The sequence below is a fragment of the Micromonospora marina genome, from assembly GCF_900091565.1.
In the GTDB taxonomy this organism is placed as follows: domain Bacteria; phylum Actinomycetota; class Actinomycetes; order Mycobacteriales; family Micromonosporaceae; genus Micromonospora; species Micromonospora marina.
On record NZ_FMCV01000001.1, the window covers coordinates 262,759 to 278,566 of the forward strand.

The 15,808-nt window shown below is 71.7% G+C and carries 14 protein-coding genes; 4 read left to right on the forward strand and 10 right to left on the reverse strand.

All coding sequences use genetic code 11. The annotated features are described in order from the left end of the window. Positions 1-20: 20 nt before the first annotated feature. From GA0070215_RS01195 to GA0070215_RS01215, 5 genes are all read right to left on the reverse strand, one after another. Positions 21-1,004, reverse strand: a complete 984-nt coding sequence (locus GA0070215_RS01195) for an ABC transporter permease (RefSeq protein WP_026267701.1) — start codon at positions 1,002-1,004, stop codon at positions 21-23. A gap of 75 nt (positions 1,005-1,079) precedes the next feature. Next, positions 1,080-2,006 (reverse strand): ABC transporter permease, encoded by a 927-nt coding sequence (locus tag GA0070215_RS01200; RefSeq protein WP_018784650.1) that lies wholly within the window; start codon positions 2,004-2,006, stop codon positions 1,080-1,082. 144 nt (positions 2,007-2,150) lie between these two features. Beyond that, entirely contained in the window at positions 2,151-3,794 is a 1,644-nt protein-coding gene (locus GA0070215_RS01205) for a peptide ABC transporter substrate-binding protein (protein WP_091041019.1), read from the reverse strand. 586 nt (positions 3,795-4,380) lie between these two features. After that, positions 4,381-5,058, reverse strand: coding sequence for a response regulator (locus GA0070215_RS01210; RefSeq protein WP_091041022.1), 678 nt, complete (start codon positions 5,056-5,058; stop codon positions 4,381-4,383). A 1-nt stretch (position 5,059) separates the two neighbouring features. Next, positions 5,060-6,310: an ATP-binding protein gene (locus tag GA0070215_RS01215; protein WP_026267700.1), complete on the reverse strand. Its 1,251-nt coding sequence runs from the start codon at positions 6,308-6,310 to the stop codon at positions 5,060-5,062. 177 nt (positions 6,311-6,487) lie between these two features. On the opposite strand from GA0070215_RS01215, the gene GA0070215_RS01220 reads away from it, so the two are divergent. From GA0070215_RS01220 to GA0070215_RS01230, 3 genes are all read left to right on the forward strand, one after another. Further along, positions 6,488-8,356 carry a PspC domain-containing protein gene (locus tag GA0070215_RS01220; protein ID WP_091041026.1) on the forward strand — a complete coding sequence of 623 codons (1,869 nt, stop codon included), beginning with the start codon at positions 6,488-6,490 and terminating at the stop codon, positions 8,354-8,356. After that, positions 8,353-8,772 (forward strand): hypothetical protein, encoded by a 420-nt coding sequence (locus GA0070215_RS01225; RefSeq protein WP_091041029.1) that lies wholly within the window; start codon positions 8,353-8,355, stop codon positions 8,770-8,772. The genes GA0070215_RS01220 and GA0070215_RS01225 overlap by 4 nt, the downstream gene beginning before the upstream one ends. A 157-nt stretch (positions 8,773-8,929) precedes the next feature. Then, positions 8,930-10,177, forward strand: a complete 1,248-nt coding sequence (locus tag GA0070215_RS01230) for a phosphatidylserine decarboxylase (RefSeq protein ID WP_018784644.1) — start codon at positions 8,930-8,932, stop codon at positions 10,175-10,177. Positions 10,178-10,234: 57 nt separating this feature from the next. Here GA0070215_RS01230 and GA0070215_RS01235 read toward each other — a convergent pair whose 3' ends face one another. The 3 genes from GA0070215_RS01235 to GA0070215_RS01240 all read right to left on the reverse strand — a co-directional run bounded on the left by GA0070215_RS01235 (position 10,235) and on the right by GA0070215_RS01240 (position 12,752). Next, positions 10,235-11,149 carry a CDP-alcohol phosphatidyltransferase family protein gene (locus GA0070215_RS01235; protein WP_018784643.1) on the reverse strand — a complete coding sequence of 305 codons (915 nt, stop codon included), beginning with the start codon at positions 11,147-11,149 and terminating at the stop codon, positions 10,235-10,237. A 345-nt stretch (positions 11,150-11,494) separates the two neighbouring features. Continuing rightward, on the reverse strand, positions 11,495-11,689 hold the full coding sequence (locus GA0070215_RS28795) for a hypothetical protein (RefSeq protein ID WP_244166824.1): 195 nt from the start codon (positions 11,687-11,689) through the stop codon (positions 11,495-11,497). Positions 11,690-11,804: 115 nt separating this feature from the next. Next, positions 11,805-12,752, reverse strand: coding sequence for an NUDIX hydrolase (locus GA0070215_RS01240; protein ID WP_091041031.1), 948 nt, complete (start codon positions 12,750-12,752; stop codon positions 11,805-11,807). 144 nt (positions 12,753-12,896) lie between these two features. Here GA0070215_RS01240 and GA0070215_RS01245 point away from each other — a divergent pair, with 144 nt between their 5' ends. After that, positions 12,897-13,271, forward strand: a complete 375-nt coding sequence (locus GA0070215_RS01245; RefSeq protein ID WP_091041034.1) for a PspC domain-containing protein — start codon at positions 12,897-12,899, stop codon at positions 13,269-13,271. Between the two features lie 6 nt (positions 13,272-13,277). Here GA0070215_RS01245 and guaA read toward each other — a convergent pair whose 3' ends face one another. After that, positions 13,278-14,834: a glutamine-hydrolyzing GMP synthase gene (gene guaA / locus GA0070215_RS01250; protein WP_091041036.1), complete on the reverse strand. Its 1,557-nt coding sequence runs from the start codon at positions 14,832-14,834 to the stop codon at positions 13,278-13,280. Positions 14,835-14,845: 11 nt separating this feature from the next. Continuing rightward, complete coding sequence (locus GA0070215_RS01255; RefSeq protein WP_091041038.1) at positions 14,846-15,724, reverse strand: bacteriorhodopsin; 879 nt, start codon at positions 15,722-15,724, stop codon at positions 14,846-14,848. Positions 15,725-15,808 lie beyond the last annotated feature (84 nt).

A 15,808-nucleotide genomic window follows, 5' to 3' on the forward strand; every position in this document is an offset into this window, starting at 1 on the left:
TGTCGGACAACTCAGTTCCCCTATCGGAGCTTCGGGTCGAGGGCCTCGCGGACCGCCTCGCCGAGCATGACGAAGCTCAGCACTGCGGTGACGAGGAACGCGGCGGGGAAGAACAGCAGGTACGGCGAGACCCGGATGTAGTTCTGCGCCTCGCTGATCATGATGCCCCAGGAGACCACCGGGTTCTTCAGGCCGATGCCGAGGAAGGAGAGCGTGGCCTCGGCGCCGATGAACGAGCCGACCATGATCGTGCCGTAGACCAGCAGCGGGGCCAGGCAGTTCGGCAGCAGGTGCTTGAGGATGATCCGGCCGGTGCCGGCGCCCAGGGCGCGGGCCGCGACGATGTAGTCGGCCTCCTTGGTGGCCAGCACCGAGGACCGCATCAGCCGCATCACGACCGGCCAGCTCAGCACGCTCAGGGACATGATCACCAGGCCCATGATCGTCCACTCACCGTTGTCGGTGCCGGACCCGTTGAACGTGGTCAGGATGACGATCGCGCCGAGCACGAACGGCAGGCCGAAGAAGATGTCCGCGATGCGGGAGAGCAGCGCGTCCACCCAGCCGCCGCGGTAGCCGGCGATGATGCCCATCGTGCCGCCGACCAGCAGCGTCAGGATGGTGGAGACCACCGCGACCACGATCGAGGCGCGGGCGCCGTAGATGACCCGCGAGTAGACGTCGCGGCCCTGCACGTCGTAGCCGAACCAGGCGGCCGACGACGGCTCGACCCGGCTGCGCTCCAGCGTGCCGTTGACCGCGTCGCCGGAGGTGAACAGCGACGGGAAGGCGGCCATCACGATGAAGATCAGGATGAACGTCGCCGAGATCCAGAACAGCGGCTTGCGGCGCAGGTCGATCCAGGCGTCGCCGAGCAGGCCGCGGGGCTTCTGCTGCTTGGCGCTCTCCGGGAGGCCGGCGTTTGTGGGTGCGCCCGACCCGGCCTCGGTGGGCATGGTCGCGGGCGGCGTCGTCACGATCGACGCGGTATTCGGGTCACTCATGCCCGCACCTCGCTGCGCTCGGCGCGAGCGTGGTTACCCGCGCAGACTGCTGGGACGATTCGTTCGCTGCGGCGGTCACTCATAGCGGATCCTCGGGTCGAGGGCGGCGTAGAGCAGGTCGACCACCAGGTTCATGATGAGATAGACGAGAACCAGCACCACCACGATGCCGACAACGGTAGCGCTCTCCTTCGTCACGATCGAGCGGAGCACCTGGCGGCCGATGCCGTTGATGCCGAAGATGCCCTCGGTCACGATCGCGCCACCCATCAGGGCGCCGAGGTCGGTGCCGAGCAGGGTGACCACCGGGATGAGCGAGTTGCGCAGCAGGTGCACGCCGACCACGCGACGCATCGGCAGGCCCTTCGCGATCGCGGTGCGGACGTAGTCGGCACGCCGGTTCTCGGCGATACTCGTCCGCGCGACCCGCGCCACGTACGCCATCGACACGCTGCCGAGCACGAAGCCGGGCACGATCAGCTCGCTGAACCGCATCTCGTTGGAGACGGTCGGGGTGATGATGCCCCACTTGACGCCCAGCAGCCACTGCAGCACGAAGCCGATGACGAAGACCGGCAGGGCGATCAGGAAGAGCGTGGAGACCAGGACCAGGTTGTCCAGAAAGCCGTTGCGCCGCAGACCGGTGAGGATGCCCGCACCGAGACCGATCACGGCCTCGATCGCGAGGGCGACCACCGCCAGCTTCAGGGTGTTCGGGTACGACGTGGCGATGATGTCGCTGATCTCGCGACCGCCGAACGTGATACCGAAGTCCCCCTGCAAGAGGTTCTTCATGTAGCTGGCGTACTGCACCCAGATCGACTCGTCGAGGTTGTACTTCTCGGTCATCATGGCCCGGTAGTTGGGCGGGCAACCGCGATCGCCGCACTTGCCGGCGAAGGGGTCACCGGGCACTGACCAGACGAGCCAGTAGATCAGGAACGTCGTGCCGATGAACACCGGCACGAGTTGCAGCAGCCGTCTCAAGAGATAACGGCCCATGGGGTGGTCCTCCAGACAGGGAGCGCCGGGTGAGCCGGCGCGGCGACGACAACATGCGAGGGGTTCGTTGTACACCCCCTCGCGGAACGGCCCCGGGTCGGGCTCACCGGTAGGCGAGCCCGACCCGGGGTCAGACCGTTCGGATCAGAGCTCGACCGAGGTGATGTCGAGCTCGCCGACGTTGGTCAGCTCCACCTTCTTGATCTTCTCCGAGTGGCCGGACTGCTGGCCACCGAAGTAGATCGGCATGGAGGGGACGTCCTGGTCGATCAGCTTGACGGCCTCAGCGAACTTCTTGTGGGCCTCCTCGAGGCTGGGGGCCGCGGTGGCCTCCTTGGCGAGGGCGTCCACCTGCGGGTTGCTGTACTTGCCGTCGTTCGAGGAACCGCCGGTGACGTAGAGCGGGTTGATCCAGTTCTCGACGTCCGGGTAGTCCTGCTGCCAGCCGGCCCGGTAGGCGCCGGTCATCTTGTAGGCGTTGATGTTGGCGCGGAAGACCGCGAAGGTCGGCACGCCGACGGCGACCGCGTCGATGCCCAGGTTGGTCTTGATCTGCTGGGCGACGGCCTCCATCCACTCCTTGTGGCTGGCGTCCGCGTTGTACGACAGGGTCAGCTTGCCCTGGAAGCCACCGGACTCGGCGTACAGCTGCTTGGCCTGGGCCACGTCGAACTTGCAGGCGGTGCAGTTGCCCGGCTCGGCGCCCGGGGTCAGCGGGTTGGCCCAGCTGTCGGCCGGCTTGCGGGTACCGAAGAAGATCTTGTCGGTGATCGACTGCCGGTCGATGGACAGCGAGATCGCCTTGCGCAGCTTCGGGTTCTCGAAGCGCTTGTCGTAGATCGGGAAGGCGATGATGCCGGTCGACGGGGTGGTCGAGGACAGAGCCCGCTCGCCCAGGTCGGTCTTCCACTTCTCGCCGGCCAGCGCGGAGACCGGAACCTGCTGCTGGAAGTCCAGGTTGCCGGCGAGCAGGTCGTTGTACGCCGCCGTGTCGTCCTGGTAGATCTTGACGGTGACGTCCTTGATCTTCATCTTGTCGCGCAGGCTGTAGTCGTCGAAGCGGGTCAGCTTGATCTCGACGTCGTCCTGCCAGGAGACGAGCTTGACCGGGCCGTTACCGATCGGCTTCTTGCCGAAGTCCGCCGGGGTGGACGAGAAGAACGCGTCCGGCAGCGGCACGAAGGCGCTGTAGCCGAGCTTGGTCGGGAACACGGAGGTCGGCGCGGCGAGCGTGACCTCGAAGTTCCAGTCGTCGACGACCTTCAGGCCGGACATCTCCTTGGCCTTCGGCTCCGGGGCCTTCTGCGGGCCCTCCGGGCCGTCCGGGTCCTCGGTGTAGACCTCGTCGAAGCCCTGGATGTCGGAGAAGAAGGAGGCGTTCTGCGCGCCGTTCGGGCCGTAGGCCGCCCAGTTCCAGGCCTTGACGAAGCTCTCGGCCTTGACGGTGGTGCCGTCGTGGAACTTGGTGTTCTGCTTGATCTTGATCTTGAAGACCTTCGAGTCGGTCGTGTCGATCGACTCGGCGAGCAGGTTCTGCGGCGCCCCACCATTGTTGGGGTACTCGACCAGACCGCTCCACATCCAGTCGATGATCGCGCCACCACCGGTCTCGGTGGTGTTCGCCGGAACCAGGGGGTTCTCCGGCTGGGTGCCGTCGATGACGATCGCGCCGTCGCTGCTGGCGCCGGCGTCGCCACCGTCGTTGTTCCCGCTGGAGCAGCCGGACGCGACGAGCGCGAATGCCGCGCCCACCGCGAGCGCGCCGCTCGCCCGCTTCGAGACTCTCATTCCGAGGGGCCTCCTCTTTCTTAACCTGGTTCCGTCGTGGGTTTCACGCACGTCTTGGGGGTGACACCACCGGCGACCCGAACCGCAGGACGCCGGTTTACCGCAGAGGAATTCGGGACACCCCAGGGGGACCGATCCGCCGGGCGCCACACCCTGGACGAGACATCGCGCAGGGCCGTCGGCCACGCGGCGGCGTTGAACACGGCGTCACGTGGTCGGCAGGCCCGACAAGATGCCTCACACCGGGGGGTGAGGTGCTGCCACTGTGACACCAACCGGCCCTTTCCGTGAAGGTGCCGTTATCAAGCCGTTAGTTGCTCGCCACGTTGCCGATACTTGAGAAAAGATCACAAAGCGTACGGACGATAGGACCCTGAACAGGCAAGACGGGCACAGACGAGTCGACGGACGTCCCTGCGGCGCGGGAGGCTGTGACGTTGACCGCGCCGGCCTCGACACCCTCCGGCGGACGCCCGTCTGTCGCGTTTTCTGTCCGTCCGGATGATGCCGTGCCAACCGAGCGGGCGACACGGGCACCCGGGGGTACGAGGCTGCCGAGGCCCCGCCGCCGGGCGGAGTGGGATCTCTAGACCAGCCGGCGGTCGGCGGCCCAGCGGGAAAGCTCGTACCGGTTCGACATCTGGAGCTTGCGCAACACGTTGGAGACGTGCGTCTCGACCGTCTTGATCGAGATGTACAGCTCCTTGGCGATCTCCTTGTACGCGTACCCCCGGGCCAGCAGCCGCAGCACCTCGCGCTCCCGGTTGGTGAGCTGGTCCAGCTCCGGGTCGGCCACCGGCGCGTCCGGCCGGGAGGCGAACGCGTCGAGCACGAACCCGGCCAGCCGCGGGCTGAACACCGCGTCGCCGTCGGCCACCCGCCGGATCGCGTCGGTCAACTCCTCCGGCGAGATCGTCTTCGTGACGTACCCCCGCGCACCGGCGCGGATCAGGCCGATCACGTCCTCGGCGGCGTCGGAGACGCTCAGCGCCAGGAACCGCACCTGCGGGTGGGTACGCCGCATCGCCTCCAGCACCGCGCGACCGCCGCCGTCGGGCATGTGCACGTCGAGCAGCACCACGTCCGGCGCGGTGGCCGCGATCCGGGTCACCGCCTCGGCCACCGAGCTGGCCTCGCCGACCACCTCCACACGGGTGCCCAGCTCGGCACGGACGCCGGCCCGGAACATCGCGTGGTCGTCGACGAGGAACACCCGCAGCGGCCCGCGCGGCGCCGTTGCCTCGACCGGTTCCTGCTCGGACATGTCACCTGTCCCTTTCCGCCGTGGAGCCGGAGCCGCTGATCGGCAGGATCAGCCGGACCTCGGTCCCTTCCCCCGGCTCGGACCGGATCTCCGCCCGGCCGCCGTGCCGCTTCATCCGCCCGATGATCGAACCCCGGACGCCGTGCCGGTGATTCTCCACCGTATCCGGGTCGAAGCCCTTGCCCCGGTCCCGGACGAACACGCTCACCTGCTCCGGCTCCACCTCGGCGTACAGCGACACGGTCTGCACACCGGCGTGCCGGGCCGCGTTGACCAGGGCCTCCCGGGCGGCGGCCACGATCGCACCCACCCGCTCGTCGGTCTCCCGGTCGCCGACCACCACCACCTCGACGGTGATGGCGAACGTGTCCTCCACCTCGGCGGCGGCCTGCTCCAGAGCGGCCGCGAAGCGCTCGGTGGGCGAGGCGGTCGGCTTGTAGAGCCAGTTGCGCAGCGAGCGCTCCTGGCCGCGGGCCAGCCGCTGCACCGTCTTGACGTCGCTGGCGTTGCGCTGGATCAGGGCCAGCGTGTGCAGCACCTGGTCGTGCACCATCGCGGCCAGTTCGGCGCGCTCCTGCTCCCGGATGCGGCCCTCCCGCTCGGAGCGGAGCTGGTTCCAGGTGCGCCAGAGCACCGGGCCGGTGACCACACCCACGCCGGCCAGCCCGACCAGTGCGAAGATCACGCCGTTGAGCACCGCGTCGAAGTTCTGCGCCGGCGAGTAGACGGCGGCCACGCCGATGATGCCGACCGCGACGAGCACGCCGCCGCCGACGAAGCGCAGCACGAAAGCGCGCCGGTCGCTCTCCTCCACCACCGCGCCCAGCCAGGGCACCGCCGCATCGCCCCACTGCCGGCGCCGCTCCGGGGCGGACTGGTGCCAGATGACGCCCGCGCCGACCGCGATGATCGCCACCAGCCAGCCGGCGGTGCCGGCCGCGCCCACCGAGTTGAACGCGAACACCTGGAGCAGCAGCACGCCGAGCCCGATCGCCACGAACGGCAGCAGCTGGTTGAGGTCGCGGCGGGGCGGGACCGCGGTGTCGCCGGGCCGGGGCGGGACCACCGCCCAGAAGGCGGCGTAGAGCAGCAACCCGAGACCGCTGAGCCCGAGCAGCACCATGAACGCCATCCGTACCCGCAGCACCGGGATGCCCAGGTGCTCGGCGATGCCCGCGGCCACCCCGGCGGCCAGCCGGTGGTCGGTGGCCCGGTAGAGGCGCGGGGCGTGCGGGGCGGGGGTGCTGCTGATCGGAGGCTCCCAGGTCGAGGCGGGGCGGGCCGGCGGCGCCGACGCTCCGATCGTCACACGGCCGTGACGCCCCGGACCACGGGGACGCCCCGGAGTTTCACCGGCGGTGGATATCAGGGTGGGGTCAGGGTCGGGTCCGGAGGCTGCTCGGGCGGCCGGGGCAGCAGTATCGGAGGCATGAACGAGGACGCTGCCCGTCCGCCCCGCCCCTGGGCGGCAGCACAGGACGCCCCGCCGCCCCCGCCGGGAGCGGCGCCCACGACCGGCCAGGCGGCCCCGCCGCCCGGCGGCGGCACGCCGTTCGCCGGTCCGCCACCCGGTGGGTACGCCCCACCGCCCGGCGCCGCCGGCTTCACCACCCGGTACGGCCTGGTACGTCCCCGCGAGGGCCGCTACCTGGCCGGGGTGTGTGCCGCCATCGGCCGGGCCACAAACACCGACCCGGTGCTGTGGCGTGTGCTGCTGGCCGTGCTCGGCTTCTTCGGCGGCATCGGGATCATCGTGTACGTCGCCAGCTGGCTGATCATCCCCGGCGAGGGCGACACCGCCTCACCGGTGGAGGCCATGCTCGGCCGGGGCCGGTCCAGCATGTCCCCGATCACGGTGATCGTGCTCGGCATCGTGGTGGCGCTCGGCTTCGCCTACGTCGTCACCGACGGGTTCCGGGCGATCCTGCTCGGCGCGGTGATCCTGATCGGCGGCGCGCTCCTGCTCAACCGCGAGCAGCGCGGCCCGGGGCAGCGCCCGGCCCAGCCGGCACCGCCGCACGGTCCCCCGCCGGGCCCGGTGCCACCGGTGGCCTGGCCCGCGCCGCCGGCCCCGGCACCGGGTACCTGGACCGCGGCTCCCCCCGCGGCAGAGTGGACCGGCACACCGGCCGGACCGGCCGTGCCGCCGGTACACACGGCGCCGTCCGGCGGCCTGCCCGCCGAGCCCGGCTATCCGCCGGTCGGCCGCCCGGAGCCGGGCTACCCCCCGGCGTCCGTGTCCTCGGCGCCCGCGTCCGTGTCCGAGCCCGGCTACCCGCCGGTGCCGGGGTCCGAGCCGGATCACCCGGCCACGTCCGACGCGGCGCGCGAGCCGGGCCACGCCGGGCCCGCCACCGGCTACCCGACGCTGCCGGCGCCGGGCTGGCCCGCCGCGGCCGGCACCCGGCCGGGCCCGTCCGAACCGACGACCGTCGCGATGCAGCAGGTGACCGGCCCGGTCGCCGACACCGCCGCCTGGCCGGCCTACGGCGCGAACCCGGCCTGGCCGGGCGCGCGGGACGCGGGTGCCCGGCTGGAGGAGCCGGTTGCCGTACCGCCGCCCGCGCCGGTGGGCGCACCGCTGCCGCCCGGCGGCTACCGGCCGCCGTTCGCCCCGCACGGCCCCTACGCCGGATCGCCACCCGTGCCGCCACCGGGTCGGCCGCCGCGACCGCCCAAGCGACCCAAGGAGCGCTCGCCGCTCGGGGCGATCACGTTCTCGCTGATCTTCCTGGCACTCGGCGTGGTGGCCATGCTCGACCTGCTCGACGTCTTCCCGGTCGGTGCCGCCGGCTACTTCGCCGCGGTGCTCGCGACCATCGGCCTCGGCCTGCTCGTCGGCACCTGGTTCGGCCGGGCCCGCTGGCTGATCGCCCTGGGCCTGGTGACCGCGGCGGCGCTCGGCATCGCCACCGTCGCCGAGTCCTACGACCGGGTACGCGGCATGGACGGCAACGTCACCTGGGCCCCGACCGATCTGCGCGACCTGGCGAACCGGTACGAGAACAACCTCGGTGACGCGACGCTCGACCTGCGCGGGATCGACTTCGACAAGCAGGACGTCCAGGTGACGGTCGACGTGAACCTCGGCAACGCGACAGTCGTCGTACCTCCGGACGTCGACGTGACCACGGTGGCCGACGTGAACGCCGGCGACGCCACGGTCTTCGGCCGGAGCAGCGGCGGGCTCGGCGGTCGCCAGTGGGAGACCACCGACCCGGGCGCCGACGGCCCCGGTGGCGGCAAGCTGCGCCTCTACGTTTACGTGAACGCCGGCAAGCTGGAGGTGACCCGGTGAAGGCACACCGTACCGACGTCGTGTCGTTCGCTTTCGGACTCGTCTTCCTCGGCCTGTCCGTCTGGTGGCTGCTGGCCCGGATCCTCGGCCTCTCCGTACCCCCGGTCGGCTGGTTCCTGGCCGGTGGGCTGGTGCTGATCGGACTGCTCGGGCTGATCGGCGCGCTGCGCTCGGGCCGCGCACCGGAGCAGGCCGCGCCGCAGTCCGCGCCCGAGGTCACTGTCTCGGCGCCGTACGGCTCCCCGGACGCCGGCGCGGAAACGGCCGGCGGCACGGGGACGGCCGGTGGGGCCGACGAGAGGGCCACCGAGGCCACCACCGACTCCGCGGAGCCGGCCACGCGCGAGCTACCGCCGCTCGATCCACCGGCCGACGAGGCGACTCCGCAGCGCCGTACGCCGGGGGATCCGGCCTGACCGCGCCACTGCGGCGACCTTCGGACGCGGCCTATGCTGGTCGGCGGAGATCTCGCCTCCGCCGGCCGGCCTGCGCACCAGGACCATGCCGGAGCCGCCGGTCGGGTCGCCGGAGCCGCCGGCGTCCGTTCGCTATCTCGTCAGGAGCCCGTCCGACATGACCCAGTCCCCCGCCGTGCGCGTCACCGGTCCCTCCGGTGCGGTGCGCCTGGGCGAGCGCGCCGCCCGCACGCTCGTCAGCGAGTTCGCCCGGCGTAACGACCCGAAGGCCGGCCTGCTGGTCGGCGCGACGCCGGAGTCCGCGGTACTGGCCGCCGCGATCGAGGCGCTGCTCCCCGGCGACCGGCTCACCGTGGTGCCGGCGGAGGGCGCCGCCGCGGCCGCGCTGCGCGAACACGTGACCGCGCAGGGCCGCTGGGTCGCCGACCGGGTACGCGTGGTCGACACCCTCGCCGAGGCCGACGCTGCCGCGGTGGTGGTCGTCGCCGAGCCGTTCACCGGCACCGCGGACGAGGCGCGCGTCGCGATCGACGGGCTGGCGAAGTACCTCGCCGAGGGTGCGGTGCTGAGCGTCGCCGCGCCGCTGTTCCGCACCGGGGGCGCCGACGGCGAGCTGGACCGGCAGGGTGTGCTGCACGGCGTGCGCACCGACCTGGTGCTGCGCAACACCCCGCCGGTACGCGTGCACCACCTGCGGTTCACCCCGGCACCGGTCGCGCTCGCGGCCTCGCTGTCCCCGGCGTACCGGCCGTCGAGCGTGCCGCTGACCCGGGGCATGCACATCGACTCGAACGGGGTGGCCGCGGCCGGCATCACGCTCGGCCTGGCCGCTCTGGCCCGGGCCGCGCGGCCGAAGTCGAAGCTCTGGCTGCTGCCGGCGCTGGCCGCCGCGCCGGTGGCCGCGTTCTTCCGTGACCCGGAGCGGGACGTGCCGGAGGATCCGTCGGCGGTCGTCGCATCGGCCGACGGTCAGGTGCTGTCCGTGCAGCGCCTGCAGGACGAGCGCTTCGGTGACGGCGAGTGGCTGCGGATCGCGGTCTTCCTGTCGGTGCTGGACGTGCACGTCAACCGCGCGCCGGTGGCCGGCAAGGTGGTCGACTACTTCGTCGCCGACGGCGGGTTCGTCAACGCCATGAAGCCGGACGCCGAGCACAACGTGGCCGCGTACACGGTGCTGGACACCGACCACGGCACCGTGGTGGTGGCGCAGCGCACCGGTCTGATCGCCCGCCGGATCGTGCAGCGGGCGCCGGTGGGTTCGCTGCTGGCCCGGGGTGAGCGCTTCGGCCTGATCCGGTTCGGCTCGCGTACCGACGTCTACCTGCCGGCCGACGCCGCGGACCCGCTGGTCGGTCCGGGCGACAAGGTGGTCGGCGGCGCGACGGTGATCGCCCGCTGGCGCTGAGCGCCGGACACGCGGAAGGGGCGCCGCTGCAGCGGCGCCCCTTCCGTCGTTCTCGGGTCAGGCGGTACGGCGCTGGTGCAGCCAGAGCAGCGGCCCGCTGACCAGGTAGCCCACCACCACGAGGGCGAAGGTGAGCCGGATGTCGACGAGCGCGCCGACCACCGGAGCCAGCCACAACCACGGCGGCAGCTTCAGCAGCCGGGCGAGCTTGGCGTACGGGAAGCTGGACACCATGGCGAAGGCGAGCAGCGCCACGCCGGCCACCATGACCAGGCCGGAGACCGGCACGCCGATGGCCACGGTCAGGGCGAGCACCGCCGCCGCCATGGTGGTGGGCACGCCGCAGAAGAAGCGGCCGTCCTTCGGCGAGACGTTGAACCGGGCGAGCCGGATCGCGGCGCAGCCGGCGACGAGCGCGCAGGAGACCGCGGCGGCCGCCGGCGGCACCGAACCGGCCAGCGAGGCGTAGACCACGACCGGCGCGGCGAGGCCGAACGAGCACATGTCGGCGAGCGAGTCCATCTGCGCGCCGAACGGGCTGGCCACACCGAGCTTGCGGGCCAGCGCGCCGTCGAGGCCGTCGAACGCGACGCACGCGATCAGGCAGATCGCGGCGATCTGCACGTCACCGCGCATGGCCAGGAAGATGGCCAGCATGCCGAGCATGAGGCTGCTCAGCGTGCACGCGTTGACGAGCGCGAACTTGGCCCGGCGGGCGGCGGTGCGCTCACCCGGCAGAAGCGGGATCGACATCGCCGGAGACTCGTCGTCGACCGGGGCGGTCGGCGCGAGCGCCGGGCTGATCGGGCGTACCGTCTCGATGTCGGTGTCGAGCCGTCCGTAGCGGAGGCGCTGGCGGTCGGCGTAACGGTGGTCGGGGGTGACCCGGTCGGTCCCCGAGACGGTCGCGCCGTCCCGGCGGCCCACGCGGACCAGCAGCACCTGGCGGGCGAACGTACTGCTGCGGCGCAACCTGCCCGCCCAGCGACGCCCTGCGGGGCGCGGACTGTCAGTCGTACGACGCCGGCGCCATGGGGCTCTCGGCACGTTTCCTCCATCACCGGATCGGCTGGCCGCCCACTGCGGGGCGGGTGTCCGGCTGTCTCGTGCCGGACCTTTCGGGTCCGGCAGCCCTTTTGCGGAGTACACCATTGCACAGGGGACAGGGGCTTGGCGATAGCTGCCGGCGGTACTTATATCTCCCTTAACCGCGCGAACCGCCCACTTATTCCCACCTCGGGCCTCTACGCCCGTTTTCGTCGGTCAGCCGTACTTCCGACTGTACCGGAGGGCACCCAGAGCGGCTCGGCGAGCGATTCACGTCACCCGCCGCCCGGTGGCCCACGCCGCCACGTCCGCCATCGACAGACCTGTGACCTTCTCCAGCACGGCCACGCCGGCGATAGCGGCCCGGATCGCGCCGGGCGCGACGGTCAGACCGGTCTCCTCGGCGAACTCGCGTACGACGGTGTCGCCGGGTGCTCGGCGTGCTCGACGCCGCCGCTGCTCCACAGCCCGCCCCTCCCGCGCCCACTCCGTCGATCATGAGGTTAGCGGTAGCGAGGCGGACATTTCGCGCCGTCAACTTCATGATCGCCGGGGTGGGGCCCGGGTGTGAGCGGGTCGGTCAGAGGAGGTGGGCGGCCTGGACCGCTTCGGCGGTCACCTCGGTGAGGCGGTCGGTGGGGAGGGCGCCGAGTTCCTCGCGGCGGAACCAGCGGGCCTCGCAGGTGGAGCCGCCGATGTCGGCCACGGTGGGCGGCGCGGGCTGGTCGACCACCACCCGGTAGAACGCGCGTACGCCGTGCCAGTCGATCGGGTAGCCCTCCGGGCCGAGTGAGGCGGCGTCCCGGTGGCTGGCCACCCCGAGCAGTTCGACCAGGCGGCCGGTCTGGCCGGTCTCCTCGACCAGTTCCCGGATCAGCGCCGCGCCCGGCTGCTCACCGTAGTCGGTGCCGCCGCCGGGCAGGTGCCAGCAGCCGGCACCCGGGTAGCCGTCGGAGACCCGGGTCAGCAGCACCCGCTCCTCCGGGTCGGTCACCACCGCGTACGCGGCGAAGCGCTGCGCCCGGTGCAGCCCGTCCGGGCCGGGGACGGCGTAGAACGAGGGGAACTCGGGCACCTCCTCCGGCACGATGTCGTCGGTGGAGGTGGGCAGGCCCAGGGCACGCGCGGTGAACAACCGCAGCGGCAGCTCCCGGGCCTCGTCGAGGGTGAACCAGCGGGCCAGGTCGGTCGGGCGGTCGACCCGCTCGGTGAGCGTCCCCCCGCGGACCGACACGGTGTAGAGGAGCCGGTCGGTGTGGATCGTGATGCGCCGCTCGGGCAGCGCCCGCATGTCGGCGAGCACGTCCTGGAGGCCGGCGACCGCCACCGAGAGCCCGGTCTCGGCCGCGGTCTCCCGGACGACCGTGTGTTTGGGGTCCTCACCGTGGTCGACCGCTCCCCCGGGGAGCGACCAGGTGCCGGGGGTGCCGGAGCGCTCCGATGCGCGGACCAGCAACACTCGACCGTTTGAGTCAGCACAGACTGCGTATGCCGCGATCCTGCGGAGCGGCTCCAGCGAGGTGGTCACGGGAGCAAATTCTCCCCGGAGCGGGTTACCGACATCGAAAAGAGTCAGATTCCTGACTCTATGCTGGCGTCTCAGGGACGGTTCAGGGTAGGCGTCCGGGCGGTCACCGAGGTCGCCCGCCGCAGCGCGCGGGACCGTTGACACATGACCTTCCCGAACCCCTCCCAGACCCCGTACAAGCAGCTCCGCCGGCCGGTCAGCGACCGCATGATCGCCGGTGTGGCGAGCGGCCTCGGCCGCTACTTCGCCGCCGATCCCACGCTGGTCCGGGTGGTCTTCGCGACCGCCACGGTGCTCACCGGCGGGCTCGCCGCGCTCGCGTACCCGATCATGTGGTTCCTGATGCCCGAGGAGCCGGACGGCGCGCCCGCGTGGCCGCACCCACCGGGCACCGCGCCGGGCTGGCCGCCGGTCCCGCCGGCCGCACCGGTCCGGCCGGCTACGCCGCAGACGCCGGCCGGGCCGGACGCCGGCGCACAGGCGGCCCGGCCGGACGCCGCAGCGCCGCCCGCGGCCTGAGCCGCGTCACTCCCACTCGATGGTGCCCGGCGGCTTGCTGGTGACGTCCAGGACCACGCGGTTGACCTCGGCGACCTCGTTGGTGATCCGGGTGGAGATCCGGGCCACCACGTCGTAGGGCAGCCGGGACCAGTCGGCGGTCATCGCGTCCTCACTGGAGACCGGGCGCAGCACCACCGGGTGGCCGTAGGTGCGCCCGTCGCCCTGCACCCCGACGCTGCGGACGTCGGCCAGCAGCACCACCGGGAACTGCCAGACGCCCCGGTCCAGGCCGGCCGCGGTCAGCTCCTGCCGGGCGATCAGGTCGGCCTTGCGGAGCACGGCGAGGCGCTCCTCGTCGACCGCGCCGATGATCCGGATGGCCAGGCCCGGGCCGGGGAACGGGTGCCGCCACACCATCGCCTCGGGCAGCCCCAGCTCCAGGCCGATCGTGCGGACCTCGTCCTTGAACAGCGTCCGCAGCGGCTCGACCAGGGCGAACTTCAGGTCCTCGGGCAGACCGCCGACGTTGTGGTGGCTCTTGATGTTGGCGGTCCCGGTGCCGCCGCCGGACTCCACGACGTCCGGGTAGAGCGTGCCCTGCACCAGGTATTCCACGTCGCCGTGCGCGGCGATCTCCCGGGCGGCGGCCTCGAAGACGCGGATGAACTCCCGACCGATGATCTTGCGCTTCTGCTCCGGGTCGGTCACCCCGGCGAGCGCGCCGAGGAACCGTTCCCGGGCGTCGACCACCTTGAGCTTGATGCCGGTCGCCGCCACGTAGTCCTTCTCGACCTGCTCGGCCTCACCCGCCCGCAGCAGCCCGTGGTCCACGAACACGCAGGTGAGCTGGTCACCCACGGCGCGGTGCACGAGCGCCGCGGCGACCGCCGAGTCGACGCCGCCGGAGAGGCCGCAGATGACCTCCTTGTCGCCCACCTGCTCACGGATCCGGGCGACCTGCTCGTCGATGATGTTCGACGGCGTCCAGGTCGGTTCGATGCCGGCGATGTCGTACAGGAAGCGGGTCAGCATCTCCTGGCCGTGCGCGGTGTGCCCGACCTCGGGGTGGAACTGCACCCCGGCGCGGCGGCCGGCCACGTCCTCGAACGCGGCGACCGGGGCGCCCGCCGACTCGGCGGTGACGGTGAAGCCGTCCGGGGCCTCGGTGACGCAGTCGCCGTGGCTCATCCAGACCGGCAGGTCGGCCGGCAGGTCGCGCAGCAGCACGCCGGGCTCGGTCAGGCGCGGGCGCAGCGGGGTGCCGCCGTACTCGCGGTTGCCGGTGCGCGCCACGGTGCCACCGAGCGCCTGGGCCATGGCCTGGAAGCCGTAGCAGATGCCGAAGACCGGCACCCCGGCGTCGAACATCCCGGCGTCGATCTGCGGCGCACCCGGTGCGTAGACGCTGGACGGGCCACCCGACAGGATGATCGCGGCCGGGTTCTTCGCCAGCATCTCGGACACCGGCATGGAATGCGGGACGATCTCCGAGTAGACCTTCGCCTCGCGGACACGGCGCGCGATGAGCTGGGCGTACTGGGCTCCGAAGTCCACCACGAGGACGGGGCGAGGCGTGCTCATGGTCCACGATCCTACCGACCGTGACCGGCCCCGCCGCGCTCGCCGTCCCGACCGCCACTGCCCGCCGCGCCGCCCCCGCCGGTCATCCCCCCGCGGGGCAGGGCGACCTCGTCGGCCACGGCGGGCGAATAGCCTTCGGTCGCGCTGATCCGGCGGGCGATGATCCCGAGCAGGACGCCGTACACGACCTTCGAGGTGATGTCCGCGACCGTGTACGTGATCTGCCGCGCCACCACGCCGTCGGCCGAGTCCCAGAGGGCCGGCATGAGGTACGCACCGGGGTAGAGCAGCCAGGACACGAGTACCAGCCACCACACGCCGCGGGCCAGTGGTCGCGCGGTCGGCGGCAGGCGGTCCAGGCTGCCGAAGATGGTCCGGGCGACGAGAACCAGCAGGAACACGAAGAAGACGGTGCTGACCAGCCCCCACACCCAGAACGGCGCCGACCGCTGCACCTCGTGGAACTGGCCCGCGTACCCGGTGTAGATCATGGCGAGCCCGCCGGCGACGAATGCGACCCAGGTCAGGTGGAACCGGCGGCCCGTCACACCGAGCACCACAAGTAGCTGGATCAACAGCACCGGAACGTCGATCGACCAGTTGACGTAGCGGTAGCCGTTGGAGAACAGGGCGCCGGACTGGACGAAGGCCGTGCCGTCCCATTCGAAGGCGCCCACCCACCGTTGGTAGAGCAGGAGCAGCTCGAAGAACGCCGACACCATCACCACTGCCGAGAGCACCGACGAGAGCTGGTAACGCGGCGCCACCGAACGACGGGTCGCCAGGAAATAGACCAGCCCGGCCGCCATCACCGCGAAACCCAGGCTGAGCACGTGGGAGATCAGTGTGAACTGGTCCACGTTGTACGAGAGGGTGTTCTCGAAGTTCATCCGGTGCCCCGCCTCCGGCCGTCCAGACTGGGAGATAAATCCCTTATCAACCGTTACCGTATGGTGGTGAGCGCGGCGCCGACG

Excerpts from the sequence above, each read along its gene's own strand:
- GA0070215_RS01195 (WP_026267701.1), bottom strand. The coding sequence starts at position 1,004 with ATGAGTGACCCGAATACCGCGTCGATCGTGACGACGCCGCCCGCGACC.
- GA0070215_RS01200 (WP_018784650.1), bottom strand. The coding sequence starts at position 2,006 with ATGGGCCGTTATCTCTTGAGACGGCTGCTGCAACTCGTGCCGGTGTTC.
- GA0070215_RS01205 (WP_091041019.1), bottom strand. The coding sequence starts at position 3,794 with ATGAGAGTCTCGAAGCGGGCGAGCGGCGCGCTCGCGGTGGGCGCGGCA.
- GA0070215_RS01210 (WP_091041022.1), bottom strand. The coding sequence starts at position 5,058 with ATGTCCGAGCAGGAACCGGTCGAGGCAACGGCGCCGCGCGGGCCGCTG.
- GA0070215_RS01220 (WP_091041026.1), top strand. The coding sequence starts at position 6,488 with ATGAACGAGGACGCTGCCCGTCCGCCCCGCCCCTGGGCGGCAGCACAG.
- GA0070215_RS01230 (WP_018784644.1), top strand. The coding sequence starts at position 8,930 with ATGACCCAGTCCCCCGCCGTGCGCGTCACCGGTCCCTCCGGTGCGGTG.
- GA0070215_RS01245 (WP_091041034.1), top strand. The coding sequence starts at position 12,897 with ATGACCTTCCCGAACCCCTCCCAGACCCCGTACAAGCAGCTCCGCCGG.
- guaA (WP_091041036.1), bottom strand. The coding sequence starts at position 14,834 with ATGAGCACGCCTCGCCCCGTCCTCGTGGTGGACTTCGGAGCCCAGTAC.
- GA0070215_RS01255 (WP_091041038.1), bottom strand. The coding sequence starts at position 15,724 with ATGAACTTCGAGAACACCCTCTCGTACAACGTGGACCAGTTCACACTG.